The sequence below is a fragment of the Paenibacillus liaoningensis genome, assembly GCF_059609455.1.
Genome location: NZ_JCAALU010000034.1, coordinates 1 through 18,803, shown reverse-complemented (window position 1 = coordinate 18,803; position 18,803 = coordinate 1). Strand labels below are relative to the sequence as shown.

13 protein-coding genes are annotated in these 18,803 nt (G+C 49.4%); 2 read left to right on the top strand and 11 right to left on the bottom strand.

The annotated features are described in order from the left end of the window. Positions 1-22: 22 nt before the first annotated feature. The 3 genes from AC6B99_RS32690 to AC6B99_RS32680 all read right to left on the bottom strand — a co-directional run bounded on the left by AC6B99_RS32690 (position 23) and on the right by AC6B99_RS32680 (position 6,197). The gene (locus AC6B99_RS32690; RefSeq protein WP_056035494.1) at positions 23-766 is read right to left on the bottom strand and encodes a hypothetical protein; all 744 of its coding nucleotides are present in this window, start codon (positions 764-766) and stop codon (positions 23-25) included. A gap of 2 nt (positions 767-768) precedes the next feature. Further along, positions 769-2,619, bottom strand: coding sequence for a hypothetical protein (locus AC6B99_RS32685; RefSeq protein WP_494881920.1), 1,851 nt, complete (start codon positions 2,617-2,619; stop codon positions 769-771). A gap of 221 nt (positions 2,620-2,840) precedes the next feature. Continuing rightward, positions 2,841-6,197 carry a DUF5107 domain-containing protein gene (locus AC6B99_RS32680; RefSeq protein ID WP_496665105.1) on the bottom strand — a complete coding sequence of 1,119 codons (3,357 nt, stop codon included), beginning with the start codon at positions 6,195-6,197 and terminating at the stop codon, positions 2,841-2,843. A 200-nt stretch (positions 6,198-6,397) separates the two neighbouring features. Between AC6B99_RS32680 and AC6B99_RS32675 the strand changes: the two genes are divergently transcribed. Then, complete coding sequence (locus tag AC6B99_RS32675) at positions 6,398-7,060, top strand: cupin domain-containing protein (RefSeq protein ID WP_496665104.1); 663 nt, start codon at positions 6,398-6,400, stop codon at positions 7,058-7,060. 247 nt (positions 7,061-7,307) lie between these two features. Further along, positions 7,308-7,835: a GNAT family N-acetyltransferase gene (locus AC6B99_RS32670; RefSeq protein ID WP_496665103.1), complete on the top strand. Its 528-nt coding sequence runs from the start codon at positions 7,308-7,310 to the stop codon at positions 7,833-7,835. Here AC6B99_RS32670 and AC6B99_RS32665 read toward each other — a convergent pair. From AC6B99_RS32665 to AC6B99_RS32630, 8 genes are all read right to left on the bottom strand, one after another. Continuing rightward, positions 7,825-8,274, bottom strand: a complete 450-nt coding sequence (locus tag AC6B99_RS32665) for a DUF441 domain-containing protein (RefSeq protein WP_496665107.1) — start codon at positions 8,272-8,274, stop codon at positions 7,825-7,827. The two genes, AC6B99_RS32670 and AC6B99_RS32665, sit on opposite strands and share 11 nt — an antisense overlap. Before the next feature lie 70 nt (positions 8,275-8,344). Next, complete coding sequence (locus AC6B99_RS32660; protein WP_056035480.1) at positions 8,345-8,527, bottom strand: hypothetical protein; 183 nt, start codon at positions 8,525-8,527, stop codon at positions 8,345-8,347. Between the two features lie 83 nt (positions 8,528-8,610). Then, positions 8,611-8,979: a DUF423 domain-containing protein gene (locus tag AC6B99_RS32655; RefSeq protein WP_056035479.1), complete on the bottom strand. Its 369-nt coding sequence runs from the start codon at positions 8,977-8,979 to the stop codon at positions 8,611-8,613. Positions 8,980-9,053: 74 nt separating this feature from the next. Continuing rightward, positions 9,054-9,839, bottom strand: coding sequence for a GNAT family N-acetyltransferase (locus AC6B99_RS32650; RefSeq protein ID WP_494860661.1), 786 nt, complete (start codon positions 9,837-9,839; stop codon positions 9,054-9,056). 35 nt (positions 9,840-9,874) lie between these two features. Next, positions 9,875-10,591, bottom strand: a complete 717-nt coding sequence (locus tag AC6B99_RS32645) for a hypothetical protein (RefSeq protein WP_494860663.1) — start codon at positions 10,589-10,591, stop codon at positions 9,875-9,877. Between the two features lie 197 nt (positions 10,592-10,788). Next, positions 10,789-11,235 carry a MarR family winged helix-turn-helix transcriptional regulator gene (locus AC6B99_RS32640; protein WP_056035471.1) on the bottom strand — a complete coding sequence of 149 codons (447 nt, stop codon included), beginning with the start codon at positions 11,233-11,235 and terminating at the stop codon, positions 10,789-10,791. Between the two features lie 17 nt (positions 11,236-11,252). Further along, entirely contained in the window at positions 11,253-12,152 is a 900-nt protein-coding gene (locus AC6B99_RS32635; RefSeq protein WP_056035468.1) for a DUF72 domain-containing protein, read from the bottom strand. A 323-nt stretch (positions 12,153-12,475) separates the two neighbouring features. Continuing rightward, positions 12,476-18,803: amino acid adenylation domain-containing protein (locus tag AC6B99_RS32630; protein ID WP_496665102.1), on the bottom strand; the 6,328-nt coding region annotated here is incomplete at its 5' end.

The window sequence follows — 18,803 nt, the reverse complement described above, 5'->3', positions numbered from 1 at the left end:
AAGAGCTAGCAGATTCAGTAATTTACTTTAGCGTAGATTTTCGTTGCAGCACGTTTAAAGTCTTCACTAGAAAATGAGATAGACTTACCCCTCCTTGTTTGATTTGATATTGGAAAGCTGTAAGTTTATGCAAAGCTATGGCATTCCATGCTGTAGCCCCGATCAGTACGCCCCCTCCAAAATAAAGCTCCGCTCGACTATCGCTGAATTTGCCCGCGATCATCAACGCGGACGAAACGAATGCCAGAGCAACCGGGCCATATCCATTGCGTTCACGCGCACGATACGCCATCGCAGCAACTGTTGCCATCATCATTAGAGCCATAAGAGGCAATAGCCAAGGACGTTCCAACCCTCTCCCAACACCTAAACCAATGATTTCGAACAGTCCCATATAGGCGGAACCGCAAATGGCACATTTTGGCAGCACAATGAGCGCTATTCCTGGTACTACAGATGTAAAAAAACGATAAGACAACCTTCGTCTGCCCTTAGGCTCAGGGATTGCTGATAATTCAGCAATCCTCCGGGACAGGAATGCAGCATCATAAACGTCAGCACCAGCCTTCAGGCTTAATACCCGAATTCCATTAATATATAGCCCATGCTCTTTTTTTCGTTTGATATACGAAGGTATTCTCGGATCTCCCGCCAACCATTCCGACCACGTGGATAGTTTGTTTTGGTTATCTAAAGCTTGTTTCAGACACTCCCGCAGCCTCCCCAGCACAGCATTATCCTCTGATCGAACGATATCGATTCGCAACCCTATCCCTCCATGCCCAAATGCCGGATTTTAAAGGGGCGAGTCGCCATATGGGGATTGGTGATGAGTGTATCTGCAATACCCGCCATTGGACGGTCAAAAGGATAGCCCAACGCTCTGCTGTCTGGATACGGCTGATTTTGATTCGTTACACCACAGAAGCTAATTGAACCGCAGGTGCTCTCACTCACCTTGTCTTCATTCCAATCTGTCAGCATAACCATCATCACATACGGCATTCCCTCCTCGTTGCCGCGGGGCAGCAGCAGCGTATAAGGCCAACCACACTGACAGCCTCTATCTCCTTGTGTTCTTTCAGGATTAGGCTCTAATACCGCTGGTTTTTGAATAACAGAAGACTCTTTAGCATTCTGATAAATGACATTTTTACCAGGGGAAAGCTTGGCGACAAACTTATCCATTTCAATCCATGAGCGGTAGTCCTCTTGCGTTTGCTCAGGTGCAATAAAAATACGTACGGTCGATTCGATATCACGCGAGGATAAGTTTTCTACACGTAAAAAATAAGCAAACCCTTTATGGGTCAAATATTTAATTTGTTCATACATTTTGTAAACCGTTTGAAGCTCATCCGTCGTTGTAATGGTGGCTCCTCCACCTTCAAACGGTCCGTCCTGGAAAGCTGCTTCCCAATCGGCGAAAGCCTCTTTTCCAATCTGCTGCAAGTCTCCTACTGTTGGCAGACCATCTTCCCTGCACAAAATAATTTTATTTATTCTTACTTCGGGCCCGCCTCCGAAAGCATTAACCGGCATTCGCTGGAGAAATTCGTCGTAAAGATTATCAACTTCCTTGTGCCAACGCCAAAAGAACGCGTGACGGCAAGCTGTTGCCGGATCTCCCATAAGCTCATCCTCTACAGTTGAGGTTGCAACAGACAAATTCACAACAGCCCCATGCCCTGATCCGTGAAAATTATTTTCTCGTTGGGAATCATTCAAATTTTCCGGCTCATTTGACGCTCTCCATTCCGTATCATTGCCAAGCAGATCTACCGCTTTTTTCGGATTGTTGAGATAAAGCTCGAATTTGCCTTTTATGCCTGTGCGGCCATTTTTCAGCTTGGTAACATCTTCTACTGCAAGTTTTCTGTTCCCGCTCGAAGGAAGGCCCGGATCATACGGATCAACTGGCCCCTCATATTGACTAAAGGCTTCTACACGTAAAAGATTGACTGACAATCTTTCCGCATCATATCGGGCTAGCATTTGCCGATGCATATATAAGAACATTTCTCCGCCGCGATCCACAATCTTACGGCGATCATAGACAACATGCCAATGAATATGATGCTCATTGAGTAATATATCCTCGCGAAATTGCTTAATATCAGGCTCGCCTGTACTCACAGCAGCTTCAAATGAAATGGCCCCTCCGGCACCCCGCATTTCGAGTAGAATTTGATTTTCCACATTTAGCTTAATAAAGTCAGGATATTGTTTTTCTAATGCTGGAAGCTCGAGTCCGCGCACATCAGGATGGTGAACTAAAAACAATCTCATGCCATACTGCGCAGCCAAAACATCTTTACTTGCTGTATCCTGCGCAAACGCTGCTACGATTTGTGCAAGCCCACTTTCATGATCACTCGCAACTGCCAAAATATGCTCATATTTTCGGGCAAAATCGCCCGCCACTTCCAACTGTTCATTATCAAATGGCGAAAATGGATGGATGGCCCCTAATTCTCTTCGAGCTATGTTTGACGGGGCAATCCTTTCAACTCCTAAAGAAAAAGGTTCCGATTCCAAATTTTCAATTTCAGCATGAAGGGGATTTACAAACAACTCCTCAAGCTTGCGATTTAATTCCTTTACGTTGATGTCTGACACAGGCACACTCTCCTTACAATACTTATTGCATTTTTATTTAATCCTATTTTTTCGAAGAGTTTTAAAATTTATACATTTTTATATTTATGGGAAAATAAAGAAAATAATCATTTCCTCCTCATGCTTACTGCGTTCATAGAATCAGTAAAATGAAAACAAAAAAAGCCGCTGTCCAGATCATGGACAGCGGCTTCATCCTTTGACTAAAAGACACAAACTATTTAATTAGATAACGCCAGTAAGCTATGAATGCGCGCTCCGCTATGATTGCCATCCAATCGCAGAGCGGCGCCAAACTGCTCCGCCGCCTGTTTACGCTCCCCAAGCCCAAGAAGGCCTAATCCCATCATATAACGGCAATGAATTTCGTTGCGTTTGCTCAGATCATCCTCGAAAACGAGGAAATCTGGCAGCGAAACGGCAAAATAATCAAATTCAACCCGGTCGAAAATATGCTTTTCCGCATAATCGAGCAGCTTATGGAAGCGTCGATTTGCCTCCGGGTCGTTGCCCAGCTTTAACCACGACAACCCTTGATAAAAAATCATATCTGGCGGCTGGTCATTGTAATACAGCGCGCTAGCAGGCTCCTCCAGCCCTTGAGAAGCCTGCTTAAAGCAATCTTCCGCTCTAAGCGGATCATTCAGCGCTTCATACGCACAGCCTAAATAATAATAAATATTGTTTTCCTGTGCGCCATGCAGCTTGCCTTCCCCATAATGCTCCGGATAGACGAGCGCCATGTTCAGCAATTGTATCGCATGGGACGCATTCCCCTGCTGGAGCGCCTGTTTGGCGAGTTCAACATGCGTGAACACATGCTGTCCCGTCACTTTTCCTTCCCCGCCCTCCCAAGGATGGAACTGGCGTGAAGCGAGCGCAGCTACTGCTTGACCATGCTGCCCTGTCGCATTGAGCAGCGTGACATATTCGATGTACAGGTCGTCGCGGAGCTCGACAAGCGTCCGCTGCTGTTCCAGCTTGGCGAGCCGCTGCTGAGCAGGATGCCCTAGCTTTTTATATAGCTGATCCAGCTCATAGCAGACGCGGGCGTCGGTCTGATCGAGTGTGAAAGCCTGCTCGAGTGCTTCAAGCGCAGCCGCCTCGTCGCCACGTTTATTGTAGTAGGCGAGTGCTAAGTTGCGATGGACGGTAGCAAAATTAGGTTCTGCTGCGCGCGATGCTTCCCAATGGGCAATCGCATCGCAATGCCGTTTCTTGTCATACAATAAATTGCCCAAATAATAATGCGCCTTCGCATCGTGCGGATTGGCCGCAATCGCTTGCTCCAGCACGATCAGCTCAAACAAGCTGTTCGGGAAGCAATAATGGGGAGCAGCAGCTTCCGCAGCTTGGCGCGAGGCAGCCGCGGCTTCCGTGTGGCCTGACTGCTCATACGCATAAGCAAGCGTATAATGCAGCATCGGGTAGACCGCTGCCGCGCCATCTGCTGCTGCAACCTCTAGTGAAGACACGATGCACGCAAGCACCGCAATCGCTTCCTCATGCAGCCCGCTGCCGATATAGTCGGCAGCTAAATTCAAATAATTGTGCGCATCGCCGCGCATAAGCCGCTGCAGCTCGGCGCGCGCCTGATCCGCCAGCTGCTGCTGCCCCCCAGCAGCCAGCGCCAAGCAGCGCTCGTTGGCCGATCCGAAATCGGCCACATCGAGCCCGAGCGTTTCCGCCGCGAAGGCTATCGCCTCATCGCTGCGTCCAAGCTTGCGCAGCAGCGCCGCCTTCAAATGGCGCGCTTTATAATTGCGAGCGTTCCGCACGATGGAACGCTCCACCAGCTCCAGCGCATCCGCAAGCGCGCCTTCCGCGCAAGCGATCTGCGCCAGCGAGAAGTAGCTGGCATCCTGCCAAGCCGCTGACCATGTTGCCTTGTAGAAAGCAGCGAACGCTTCTTCGCGCTTCCCCTGATGCTTCAAGGCAACACCAAGCTGATAAAGCGCCTCGCTGTCATACGGATTCGGGTTGCGCGACGTCAGCGACTTAATGGCGGTGCGGAAATACCCTTCCGCCTGCTGAAATTTCCCCTGCCGCAGCAGCAGCGTGCCATAGGCGACATTAATCCGGCTATCGCTGGCATCGCGCTTTAGCCCTTCCAGATAATACGCCTCCGGCTCAAAGGTCGCGTGGCGATATTGCTCCAAATGAAGCCCCGCCAAATACAGCTGCTCATTGGTTTTGAGCGCAGCAGGCGCTTCAAGCGGCTTAGCCGCATCGGGTATTTGCTCAAGCGAAGGCTTGGCAGGCTGGTAAGAAATGAGCAGCTTCCCTGCCGAATCACGGACCGACAGCAACAAATCAAAAGCCTGATCCGCTTCATCCCATGTGACGATCGACTTGAATATGTCGTTCGGTGACAGCTTCACCTTCTCTTGAATATAGCTGCGTCCCCGTCCACGCAGCTCGATCTGGGCATCCTCGAACACAGCTGTTGCATAAACGTAAACGACAGCTTCCCGCGCCTCTTCATCGACCTCCAAATTAACAGCGGCATCGATGGACGCATTTTTGACGACCCCAATATTTTTGTAGGGCATAAAATATTGCTTGAACGCCTTCTCCTCATACGGCTGAAGCCAGGTGAAATCCGGCTGATTGTCCGTATATACGCCCGTCATCAGCTCAATATAAGGCCCGTCCTCATCGGTCAGATTGCGATCCCAGGCGATGCCGAACTCGCCATTTCCCCATGTCCACTGCTTTTTGCCGGGGGAAATATGATGGTTCGCCACATGCAGCAGCCCCGCCTGCACCCCATGGTCATAGCCTCCAACAAAATTATAGTCGGATTTGTAAGCCATATAAGAGGTTGGCACAGGAATGTTGCGATAGCGGGAAATATCAACGCCGGCGGAATAATCCATTTTATAATACGTGCCTGTCGCTATTGGAAACCGGCTTACGTCCCGCTTGCCGTGGTCGAACACCGCTGTGATGTCAGGAGGAAATACCGACTGCGTATGCTCATTAACCGCTACGGCCGGATTGGCCCACCATAAAAAAGTTTGCGGCTGAGGCGTACGGTTGTAAAGCTGGGCGGAAATTTCCAAATACGCCTTGCCTGGATAGAGCGTAAAGCCAGCCGTTACCTTCGTTCCATACATGCGGTCAATTTCGCTGACCCACACCGTAGCGCTGCCGTCTTTATTTTCAGCCAGACGATATTCTACAGGCCCATAGGTGTTTGGACGATGATGCTGCGGCCAGTTGAATTCAATGCCCCCGGAAATCCAAGGTCCCGCGAGCCCCACCAGCGCAGGCTTGATCACCTTGTTGTAATAAACGAAATCATAGTCATTCGTCTTATCCAGCGCCCGATAAATGCGGCCGCCCAGCTCTGGCATCATTTCGATACGCACATATTCATTTTCGAGAACGACGAGCTTGTAGGGCTGAAGCTGCTTTTCATTTTCGATTTTATCAATTACGGGATGCGGGTACACCCGGCCCGAGCTGCCCTGATATACTCTTTTTTCTAGAAACATCGGATTTCGCTCTGGTTTGCCTACGCCATATGTCGGTATGGAAACCGTCTCTTCCCAAATCTTCACTTGCTGCTCCAACGTGATTCCTCCCTAGCTTTAATGCTTTAACTTTAGCGTCTGGGAGCAGGAGATCCAATTCACGATACACTTGTTCTAATGGACTATATTCTGATTTCAATAGACACCGATAGAACTGACTTTCGCGCCAGCTCTTCACCTCCATCTAGGCAGCTGCATACACTGCTGGAAAAACTAAGATTCTGAAAGGCAGGCCGATCATGAGTACAGAATATGTAGACCTCACATCACCCGCATTAAATTTGTTTTACGATGTCAATTGCGCCCCCTTGTTCCATAAGGACTCCTGCAATTACTTAAACCAATTAACTGCACATGAATTGCCTGTGCTAAGAAGCACGTCGTTTTTCGATGCGCATATGACCAAAAATCATATTGTTGAGCCCCATTGGCATCCCAATACGACGGAGCTTGTATTCGTCACGCATGGTGAAATTGTCGTTTCGATTTTGAATCCTTTCACAAAGCAGCTGCTTACTTACCGGGTGTGCGATCACCAGGCCGTATACATTCCAATGGGCTGGTGGCACTGGATTATTGCGTGCAGCGAGTATACGCATTTTATTACGATTTTTGATGACCGCTGTCCACAAACGGTATTTGGCTCTGACGTGCTGCGCATTACCCCGAAGGAAGTATTCCAGCTCGCCTATTGCGTTAATGCCGGACAGCTCGCCCATGTGCTGTCGCCGATTCAAAATACGACCATTATCGGACCGGCCTGCGTCAATACCCAAGCTGGCGCGAGCGGATACGGAGGCTACGGCCACGGATCAGCCCAAGGCGTACAATGGCGAATTGGCAACCCGCCGCCGCAAGCTTTGGATGAAGAGGAAGAACAGGAGCAGGAGCTGCAAAGGTAACAGCAGCTTCCTGTCCCCGCAAACCTAGCAAAACACCAAAAAGGCACACAAGCTTCACCTTATTAGGTGCAAGCATGCGTGCCATTTGTATTGTCACAAAGCCCCAAAACAATTAAAGCTTGTAATTAGGAAGGATTTTTGTATAATTCGAGGGATAAGCTGCCCCTATATCCAATCTTTTTTTTAAAATCATTTTTAAAAAAATCATTCTTTCCAAAATCATTCATTGTGAAATGGAGTTCATTACATGTTAATTGAAACAGAGCGGTTGCGTATTCGCGCTTTTAAATCCGACGATTGGAAGGCTGTGTGGGCCTATACCTGCGATCCTGCTGTTATGACTTACATACCCGGAGGCGTGCAAACAGAAGAAGGCGCTAAACAGTTCGTTCTAGATAATATCGGAGACCAGACGCAAAATTACGCTGTACTGTTGAAAAACGGCGAACCGCTTATTGGGCATCTTGTGTTCCATAACTATTTTGGAAATCATACCTATGAAATTGGCTGGGTATTCAGCCCGCATTATCGCAATCAAGGCTATGCCTCGGAAGCCGCACGCTCCATGCTGAAATATGGGTTTGAGGAGCTGCAGCTGCACCGAATAATTGCCACCTGCCAACCCGAGAACATTCCCTCCTACCGTGTGATGGAGAAAATAGGCATGCGCAGAGAAGGCTTTTTCAAAAAATGCATTCCTAATGGCGCCCATGCTTGGTGGGATGAGTATTACTACGCTATTTTGCATGAAGAATGGCTCAGCCTCACTTGCTAATCAACAGCGACAGCAGCCCAGCCGCAATAAGCGGACCGACTGGAACACCTTTAAAAAAAGCAACGCCCATGATCGTCCCGATAATAAGCCCGGTCACGATCGTCGGCTGGCTGGACATGAGATGAAAGCCGCGCCCGCCCAAATAAGCAACCAGCACGCCGACGACGATGGCCGCTATCGATTTCCAATGGAGAAACGATTCATAGACCGATTTCATACTGATCGTCCCGCTTGCCAGCGGCGCGAGAATACCAATCGTCAATATGATGATGCCCAAAGTCAGGCCGTGTTTCTCGATCCACGGGAAAGCCTGATGCACATTCGTTACCCGGAGAAGCAGCAGAAATACGGCAGCGATGGTGATGGAGTTGTTTTTGCTCAATATGCCCAGAAGGGCGAAAAAAAGCAGCAGGACAGACGGCGTGTCGATTTGCGGCATTTGCTGAATCCCCTTTCTCTTAATAAGCAATAGTTTGTCATTCTCCAGGCTCCATTACTCCTTGCAAGGATTAGCGTCTTCGATTGCGACGTTTGTTCCATTCCAACAGCTCCATACAGCCGATAAACAACGCGAATAAAATGAACAATGGAATCGTCTTGCCGAACTCCATTAATTTGAACAGAGGAGCGACAATAGCGGTTGTCCCCACAATAATTAGTCCCAGCACCGAAAGGCGCCATCCCGTAAACATAAACGAACTTCCTCCCAATCCTTTAGCAAAATGACCAAAGAGCCTGCCCACGGCAAGCTCTCTCGTCCTGTACGGCTATGCAGCTAGCCTTGAATAATCGCAACGGCAAGAATGGCCCAGCCGATCAAAAAACAAAGTCCGCCTAGCGGAGTAATCGCACCCAGCTTCTTCACACCGCTGAGGCTAAGGGAGTAAAGGCTGCCGCTGAACAAAATAATGCCGGCAAAGAGAAACCAGCCTGCGGTTACGACGAGCCCACTCGTCAATACCCCGCCCGCTAAAATGCCGGCAAGCAGCAAGCCAAGCGCGTGGGCAATCTGGTATTGCACCCCCGTCTGAAAAATAGCCAGCATGTCGGCGGAAAGCTTCTTCTTCAAAGCATGCGCGCCGAATGCGCCGAGCATTACCGATAAAAACATATTGATGCTGCCAAGCAGCAATAAAGTCGTCATTTTGCCCTCCCGCATCTTCCTATTATTCACTATAGCTTTGACTATTGTATCATTATTACTAGTAACAACCTAGATTAAATATTATGCGCAGGCGACTGGCATGGCCACGTATAAGCGAGCAGCTCAAAGCCTCGCTTCGCCAAAATCGGACGGCTCATTGGACTTGCATCCACCGTCATCAAACGAAAGCCCGCCTGCCAGGCAGTCTGTGCCCGAACAGCCAACAGCGCTGAATAATGCCCTTTGCCGCGGTATTCCGCAAGCGTAGATCCGCCCCAAATGCTTGCGAAGGACGTTCCTTCGTGCAAATACATCCAGGCGGTACTGACCATTTGGTCTCCGTCATAAGCTGCGTAGATGTGCAGTCCGATTTGCTTATCCTGCAAATCCTGCTTTAATCGCTCGCCATGCTCGGCATGCGGCACGCCCCACACCGCTTCTTCCAGCGCGACCAATGCATCAATGCCCGCTGCATCCGTGACAGGGCGAATCGAAGGCGGAATTTCATACTGAAGCAGTTCATGTCCATCAGCAAGCTGAATGACCATCATGGCCTCTTCTTCGCCGATGTCGAAGCCATGCGCCAGCAACCGTTCTTTGAGATTACTAGGCTTGTCATCGCTATACACCTTCCACTCAAACGATTGCCCCAGCTCGCGGAAATACGCCAATTGCTCTGCAATGGCTTCATCAACGTTATTTTCGTTCAAATCTGTATACAGGACGAAGCCGCCTTCGCTCTCATTTTCCAGCGCGATTTGCCGGATGACTGCGCCTTTCTGCTCGCGACGATAGCCCGGAAACGTAATATCGATTCGCTGCTCCTTCGTGAATAAAGCTATTAGCTGCTCTTGGTTCATCGTCCGCTCCTTCTTCTTGCCTTGTCTTCAAGCCATCATTTTTCAAAATCAATGACATCATGCTTTATATATATCGTCTTGCGTTGTTTTCCTTCTTGGCCCAGCCGAATGTTGAATGAATCTGTTTTGGCAAGCGCCGCATATTGCGGCTCGCTAATGGCCCTTGGAATGGCGCTGCGGATTAGCCCGACCGCAAACTGATGAAATAAAACCAGCTCTCCCCGCATCATATCCTCAATATCGCCGCCCAATATTTCCCCCCCATAAGCTTTGCGCTGCTCGTTCAAATTCGTCATCAGCTCCGGAACGAACTGATACAGCCAGGCGGTATTATAGTTCTCGAAATAAGGCTCCGAATCATCGTATCCTTGCTCGCCATAGGCCTCTACCCGATAGGCAAATAATTCGTCCGCGTTGGAAGATGCCTGCAAGCTATATTCAATAATGCTAATGGCTCCAATCAGCCGCTCCTGCTGCCTGGCATAAAGCCGATGGCATAACTGGCGAAAAGAAGACAAAAACAGCTCAATCAGCTGTTCTTGATGGATGTGGTAATAACGATTTTCCTGAAACACCGTTTGCTCAAGAGCAGGTATAAAACAGTTTTTATAAAAATGACGGAGCATCCGCGCTTTCCGGGTATCCTTCCGCTCTCGCCGCCTGCACGACTCTTCTCGTCCAAACCCTGTTAGCCTGATCCACTTGAAAGCTGCCCCCTCGGCATCTTTGCTGCTGTGGCCTGTACCGCTCAAAGCCTTCCCTCCTCCAACCATTATCCCATGCGCGCATGCATATCGCTTTTATATATGTACACGGCGCAGCCCGTCTTAAATGACATCGTATTTATCTTTTATTTATATCGGTGGGAAATGTTGGATTGTTAAGAGGATATTTCAACAGATGCCAAGAAACCTTGTGTGGCGCAAAAATATAGCAGCTGGCGAAATGGTTAATTTTTCTCGATTGAAGCTTGCAAATGATGATTAATCCGCAGCAGCAGCGAAATCATCAGCTCGTACTCCTCTGCGGAAATAACCTTCTTCACTTCATCGTTTACCGACTCATTAATAGCGGTTGTTTCATTAATAAGCTGCCGTCCCTTGTCCGTAATATAAACAGCAAAGCTGCGGCGATCCTGAACGCCAGGCCGCTTATGAATCAGCTGCTCCTTCTCCAAATGGTCGATAATCCGGGTAACGGTTGGATTTTCCTTGCTTGTCCGCAAAGCAATTTCCTTCTGAATCAAGCCATCCGACTTGCTAATTTGAATGAGTACCGACCACTGCTCTGGCGTAATCGCATATTCTCTCAACCGTTGCTGAAATAAATTAGTCAGCTTGCGATAGGTCATTCCCATTGTAAAACCTATCGATTGCTCAAGTCCCTGATAGGGCATAATCCTGTCCTCCCACTCTAAAATAACTCCAGCTGCTCTACCGCTGGCGGCTCTGGCTCATTTCGAACAAAATAAGGCCCCTCCCCATCGGGGCAGTTCATTCCAAGCAGGTCCATCAGTTCTTTGGCATTATCAGCCGCGTCCCCGCCGGAGTTATTGTTAAAAATAATGCAAATATGCTTGCTCTGCTGCTGCAGCTCCTTGATGTTGTCTGCCCATTCTCGCAGCTCTACGCTGTTATAGCGATACAAATAACGAACCTCGCGCCAATTCGGCGCTCCGCTCTGATTCCAGCCAGCTGCATTTCGGCCATGCAGCCTAACCAGCGTCAGCTCCTGATCGGTCGCTTGCAGCACGGTCGGCACCGAGCCGACACCCGCCTGCGGCTCATCGCACACGCTGTGGATCCAGCCCTCGCGCTCCATAAACGCCAGCGTCTTCGCCCGAAACTCCGGCATAAACCAGCTCTGATGGCGGAACTCCAAAGCGCAGCGAATGCTGCCCATTCTGAGCTTCGTCTCGCGAAGCAGCCGGACATTGTCCTGCGTGCAATCAAACCATGGCGGATATTGAAAAAGCACAGCAGTCAGCCGCCCAGCCTCCATAACCGGCTCAATGGATTCGCGAAAAGCGGCGAACATCTGGCCCGTGTCATTTAATGCCGCAGCTGCTGCTGCCTCACCGCGCTGATGCCCCGTCATGCCCTGATACGCTTTTATCATAAAATGGAGCGAGTCCGGCGTTTCCGCTACCCATTTGGCGAACCGTTCCCGAGATTGAATCGCATAGAAGGAGCTGTCTACTTCGACGACGGGAAAATATTTGGCATATTGGCCCAGCCTGTCCTTCGCCTTTGAACCGGGAATATAAAGCGAATCATGGTCACCCCAGCCTGTAAGTCCGATTTGAACAGCCATCATTCGGCTCCTTTCTTATGCCCTTGGCATGTTATAGGTCTGATGAAGATGTCTTTTTTATGATAAAGCAACTGTAGTTGCTTTGACAACTTTTGCACGTATTCACAAGATAATGGGCTGCGCAATGCCCTTCCTTTATCTTCATTCAGGTCCCCATAACAAAGAGAAACCACAAACGTCTTGAGACAAGACGATCGGGTTTCTCGTCAATCTGAAAGCCTGATTATTCATGCTTCCCGTTAAGCAGACAGGTTTAATGAATAAACCGACTGCTTAACAAGGAGCATCTCATGAATAGGGTTGACCTTTTTTACGGGTCACCTTTAAACAGTGAAATTTTCAAGTATAGTTTTTATAAGTAAGGCGTTGGTTGAAGCATAATCTCTTTCCAGCATCTGCTCATGTTTGCCGTTTCCTAAATAAATGTGCAGTTGCCCCGTTGTTAAAGCGCTCCAGGATTTCCTTCTCCATTCCTCTTCTCCTATGGGATCTGCTGATTGGATCAGATGAATTTCAGCCTGAACTTCTCCATTTGTTTGCATCCCATCAATCCATGCTGTGTAAGCTAGGATGTTTTGTTTAACTTTTTCTGCCGTCTCCCCGGGAACATGGCGAATGAACATCGAAATCTCTTCTTTGAGCGTCTCCAGATACGCTTCTTGCTGCATATTAGATGAAGACATTTCTCTCGGATAGGCGTCAAACATAAGGATAGCTGCTACTATTCGACCCTGTTCCTCCAGTCGCTTGGCTACTTCAAATGCAAGGTTGCCTCCGGCAGAGTAGCCCAGCAAATAAATGGGGTCCTGAGGCTGCAATTTTTGAACATGTTGTGCAAAGTATTCCGTTGTATCGTCGCAAACGATGAAATCATAGGCATATATAGATGCCGTATCCTGCAACGATTGCGCCATCATCGTGAACACTTGCCCATAGCCTACGATAGGCGGGAAGCAATGCAAAGTTAAGCCGTTGCCTTTGCTGCTGTTCCATACAGATACCCCTGTACCTTGCTGCTCTGTAGAATCATCAAAGTGGTTTCGGCTTCCCAGCTGCTCGGCAAGCTCCATGACCGTCGGGTAAGTGAAGGCGGTGCTAAACGATATTTCCACATCCAGCCTGCTGCGAGCTTCTCCGATCATATGAAGCAGCTTCAAAGAATGTCCGCCTGCATCGAAGAAATTATCGTGAATGCCAACCCGTTCTATACCCAGAACCTCCTGCCAGATGTCAGCAAGCGCTTGTTCCAACGGATTCCTTGGCGCAGTGTAATTGGCTTGAAGCGGCTCATTTTGCTGCAAAAGAGATAATCGTCTGCGATCGACTTTGCCATTAGCTGTAAGCGGCAATTTATCCAGTTGCACGAAGCGGTTGGGAATCATATAGGCTGGGAGCTTCTGCAATAATGCTCTCCGCAGTTCCCCGGCCGTAAGCTCGCTATCCGCTACGTAATAGGCATATAGCTGCTTCTCTTTCGCGTCGTTTTCGCGAGCGATGGCCGCGGCTTCCTTCACCGCCTCTACTTTCATCAGTTGCGCCTCTACTTCGCCGAGCTCAATACGGAAGCCGCGTATTTTTACTTGGTCATCTGCGCGGCCTAAATATTCCAAGTTTCCGTTTGACAGCATTTTGGCCAAGTCCCCTGTACGGTACATCCGCTTCCCAGGAACGAATGGGTGGTCAACGAACTTCTCCGCGGTCAAGTCGGGACGACGGAAGTACCCACGCGCAACTCCATCTCCAACGATGTATATTTCTCCTGGTACTCCAATCGGCACTTGCTTACGCTCAGCATCAAGCAAATAAATGCTGACATTCGCCGCCGGAACCCCAATGGGAACGGAACCGCTCGTATCCGTTTCCGGATCGTAACGATAAATCATGCAGCCGACAACGGTTTCTGTTGGTCCATATTCATTGAATATCGTAATATCTCCGCCAAACTTGTCATGGATGCTTCTCGCTATATCCGTGCCAAGATTGTCACCTCCGACAATTAGCTTACGGATATTTGAGCCGGTCCTTATATTCATTTCTTTGATTATACTTAAATGGGCCGGTGTCAGTTTGATAATGTTCACTTGGTTATCTGTTACGATCCGCTCGATTATTAGCGCCTTGTCTTCTCCACTGTAAATGCGAATAAGATTGCCTGTAAGCAGCGGCGTGAATATGGATGTTACCGTCAGGTCGAAGGAAATGGATGAGTACAGCGGAAAATCAAGCTTTTCCCCAGCCACATATACCTCTTGTGCCCACCACAAGTAATTCGTCAGCCCTTGGTGGGTAATCATCGCGCCCTTCGGATTTCCCGTCGTTCCCGATGTATAGATCACATAAGCAAGATCATGCGCGCCAGATATCGGCTCTATATTCGACTCTTCCTCGCTAAAGACCTCCGGATCATTCAGATTGATAAGCTTTCCTTCAAAATGTACGTGATTCAGCAAATGCTGCTGCACTAGCAGCACCTCCGAGCCAGCGTCCTCCAGCATGTAACGGATGCGTTCCTCAGGATACTCCGGATCTATTGGCACGTAAGCCCCACCAGCTTTTAGCACGGCCAGTATGCCTATAATCATTTCCACGGATCGATCCGCCAGTATGCCAATCAAATGATCCGGTCGCACGCCGGATGCTCGCAGCGTCCTTGCCAAGCGATTGGAACGGGCGTTTAGCTCGCCATACGTCACTTGCTCTTCATCATGAACGATGGCTACCGCTTCCGGTGTTTTTTCCGCCTGCTGCTCAAACAAATGGTAGACTGTTTTTTCGCTTGGGTATTCCGATGCTGTCGCATTGAATGCTGCAAGCTGTGTGTGCTCCTCCGCTGTTAGAATCTCTAACGACGCTAGCCTTGCATGCGGATTTGCCGTAACGGATACAACTAGCTGCTCGAATTGCTTCGCCATCCGGAGCACAGTCTCTCGCTTGAATAAACCAGAAGCATATTCGATGCTGCACGAGATACCATTTTCCATTTCCTCTAACTGGAAGGTTAAGTCAAACTTCGCCGCGGTATGTTCATTTGCATATGGCTGAATCTGCAAGCCGTGCATTTGTAAATCTCTTTGTTCCATATTTTGCAAAACAAACATCGTATCAAAAATCGGGTTGCGGCTCATGTCCCTGCTGACCTGCACCTTCTCCACCAGTTCCTCAAATGGGTAGCCTTGATGCTCGTAAGCGCCTAGCATCGCTTCCTTGATTTCTTCCAGGTACGATATAAATGTTTTCTCGCGCGCCGGATAGCTGCGAATCGCCAATGTGCCTACAAACATGCCCACCAGCGACTGGAAGTCGCCATGTGTTCTGCCCGCAATTGGCGTACCGACTACAATATCTTCCTGCCCCGAATATTTATGCAGTAAGGTTTTGTATATCGCCAGCAATATCATATACAGCGTTGATCCGCTTTCGGCCGCTATGCGCTGCAAACTTTCACACTGCTCAGCGCCAAGCATAAATGACAGCTCTTCACCCTGGAAGCTTTGCACCGCAGGCCGCACATAATCCGTTGGCATTTCCAGAACCGGTAAATCCCCGCTAAACACATCCAGCCAGTACGCTTCCTCCTGAAGCTGACGCTTCTTCTGCTCCTGAGACTGCTCCCATGCCGCATAGTCTTTGTATTGATTACGCAATGGAGGCAGTTCTTCCCCGGCATACATGCGTGCAAACTCTTCCACCAAAATGCCCATCGAAATACCATCGGAGATAATATGGTGCATATCGAGTATGAACAGATGGCGCTCAGATGCAAGCTCGATGAGTCCGGCGCGCAAGAGCGGCGGCTGCTCCAGATCAAAGGTGCGAACGAATCGCCGCATCACTTCTGCTGTTTCCTCTTCACTTGCCTGGATATATTCCACAGCAAAGCGCACTTCATTGTGCACGCGCTGCACCGATTCACCTTCCGCCATATGGAAGCTCGTCCGCAGCGTCTCGTGCCTTGCAATTAGCTTGTTCAGCGCGGCCTCGAACAGCTTTCGGTCCAGCGTTCCTTCCAGCAGCATGGCTCTCGGCAAATTGTAGCTCAGTCCCGTCCCTTCAAGCTGGTGCAATATATACAGCCTCTTCTGAGCTGAGGAAACGGCATAATACGCTTTTTCTTCGATAGGTTGGATAGCCTGGAACGCCTGTTGTTCCATGTCTGCAATTGCTTTGGAAAGCTGCTCGATGGTCGGGAACCTGAAAATGTGTCTAAGCGGCACATTAATTTGCATTTCTTTATGCAGACGGCTCACCATTGCCGTTGCCCGCAAAGAGTGACCGCCAATCTCAAAGAAGTTGTCGTACACGCCTACACGTTCAAGACCGAGAACGTCTTGCCAAATACGGGCAAGATGTGCTTCGATGTGCGTGCGCGGCGCTGCATATTCGACCGCAGCAGGAATGATTCCTTCTGGCGCTGGCAGCGCCTTGCGGTCGATTTTGCCATTTGGCGTCAGCGGCATGCGTTCGAGTTGCACAAAGTACGTTGGAATCATATACCCCGGCAATTGCTCGGCTAAGTGCCTTCTTAGTTCACCAGCAGCCAGCTCCCGATTGGCTACAACATACGCACAAAGCTGCTGTATTGCGCTGTTATCGGCCTTTGCGACCACAACCGCTTCGCGCACCGAAGCAATTCGGCCAAGCTGTGCTTCTATCTCCCCAAGCTCGATCCGGTACCCGCGAATTTTCACCTGACTGTCCATACGCCCTACGTATTCGAGCGTACCATCCGGCAACCAGCGTGCAAGATCACCAGTCCGGTACATTTTTTGCCCTGGTACAAAAGGATTATCAACAAATCTCTCCGCCGTCAATTCCGGTTGATTCAAATAACCGCGTGCCACACCGTCTCCAGCCGCATACAACTCTCCAATTGCGCCTTGCGGCAGCAGCATGCCTAATGGATCGAGCACATATACTTGCGTATTTCCGATAGGACGGCCAATTGGAATCAAGGCACGATCCATATCCTCCAAACGGATTGTATGGCAAGTTGTAAATGTCGTGTTTTCCGTCGGACCGTACCCATTGATCAAACGCAAGTGCGGATAATGCTCCATCGCTTTCTTCACATGCGCTCTGGATACCACATCGCCTCCGACGAGCAATTGTCTGATTCCTGCCAATCCTTCAAGCTTGTGTTCTACCATAACCGTGAACCATCCTGACGTGAACCAAGCAATCGTAACCTGATGCTTTCGGATCGCTTGCGACCAATCCTCAAGCGATAAAGTGACAGGAGGCAGAAGCGCCAATACTGCTCCATTCAGCAAGCTGCCCCAAATCTCAAACGTCGCGGCATCGAAGGAAATAGTTGATCCCTGCAAGAAAACGTCATTCTCGCAAATATCCATATAATTTGCATGTGTCACAAGTCGAACAACCCCGCGATGCGTGACGCACACTCCTTTGGGTGTTCCTGTCGAGCCGGAAGTATAGTTTACGTACGCCATCTGAGTTGATTCTGTGGCTGATGCCAGATTTGAACCATCCTTGTCATAAGCCTGCTCAGCATCAAGCAGCACAACCATCGCATCCGTAAACACAGGTCTTTGTAAATGGCTCTGGATCAGTACAGTTCTCACATTTGCATCCTGCATCATATAGCGAATGCGCTCTTCCGGATACTCCGGATCAATAGGCACGTAGGCCCCTCCAGCTTTAAGAATCGCCAATATGCCGACAATCATCTCAAAGGAACGCTCTGCTACAATGGCTACCAGTTGTTCCGCTTCAAGTCCCGCCTTCTGCAGTGTCCGTGCCAACCGATTGGCCTTATCGTTTAGCTCGCCGTAAGACCATTGCGACTCTCCAAATAAAATGGCTGGTGCATTCGGCCTTTGTTCCGCTTGGTCCTCAAACAGTTGATGAATGGCCAGCTCTCGCGGATACGCTGCCCTTGTATCATTGAACACGTCTATCAGCCGCGTTCGTTCCTCAACCGTCACCATTTGCAGCATCGCAAGGCTTGCCTGAGGGCGGGCGATCATCTCATCAATCAACCGGACAAAGTGCCCCGCAATCCGCTGTATAGTTTCCGGCTTATACAATGAAGTTGCGTACTCCAAGCTGAAAGCGACCCCAGCCTCACTCTCTATTGCCCGCAAGGTCAAGTCAAATTTCGCTGTCCTTTGTGCGCTGGCATACGGCTTCATTTGGAGCCCATCCAGTTCAAACTGCTTGCTTTCCGTATTTTGCAGGACAAACATCGTGTCAAACACTGCATTACGGCTTAAATCACGATTAACTTGCACATTCTCAAGCAGTTCTTCAAACGGATATTGCTGGTGCTCATAGGCGTTAAGCATCGTTTCCTTGACCTCATTTAAGTAAGCCGATAACACCTTTTCACCCGCTGGATAGCTACGAATGGCCAACGTGCCAACGAACATACCAATCTGCTCTTGCAAGTCGCTGTGCGTTCTGCCCGCAACAGGCGTACCGACGATAATGTCTTCTTGCCCGGAGTATTTATGCAGCAAAATCGTATACGCCGCTAACAGCACCATATACAGCGTAGATCCATGCTGAGCAGCAAGCTCATGCAGCGCATCCCTCTGATGCGAATCGAGCTCAAAGTCAAACGCGGCTCCATCGGACTGTCTTATCGCAGGACGTGCTGCGTCCGTCGGCAGCTCCAGCACGGGCAATTCT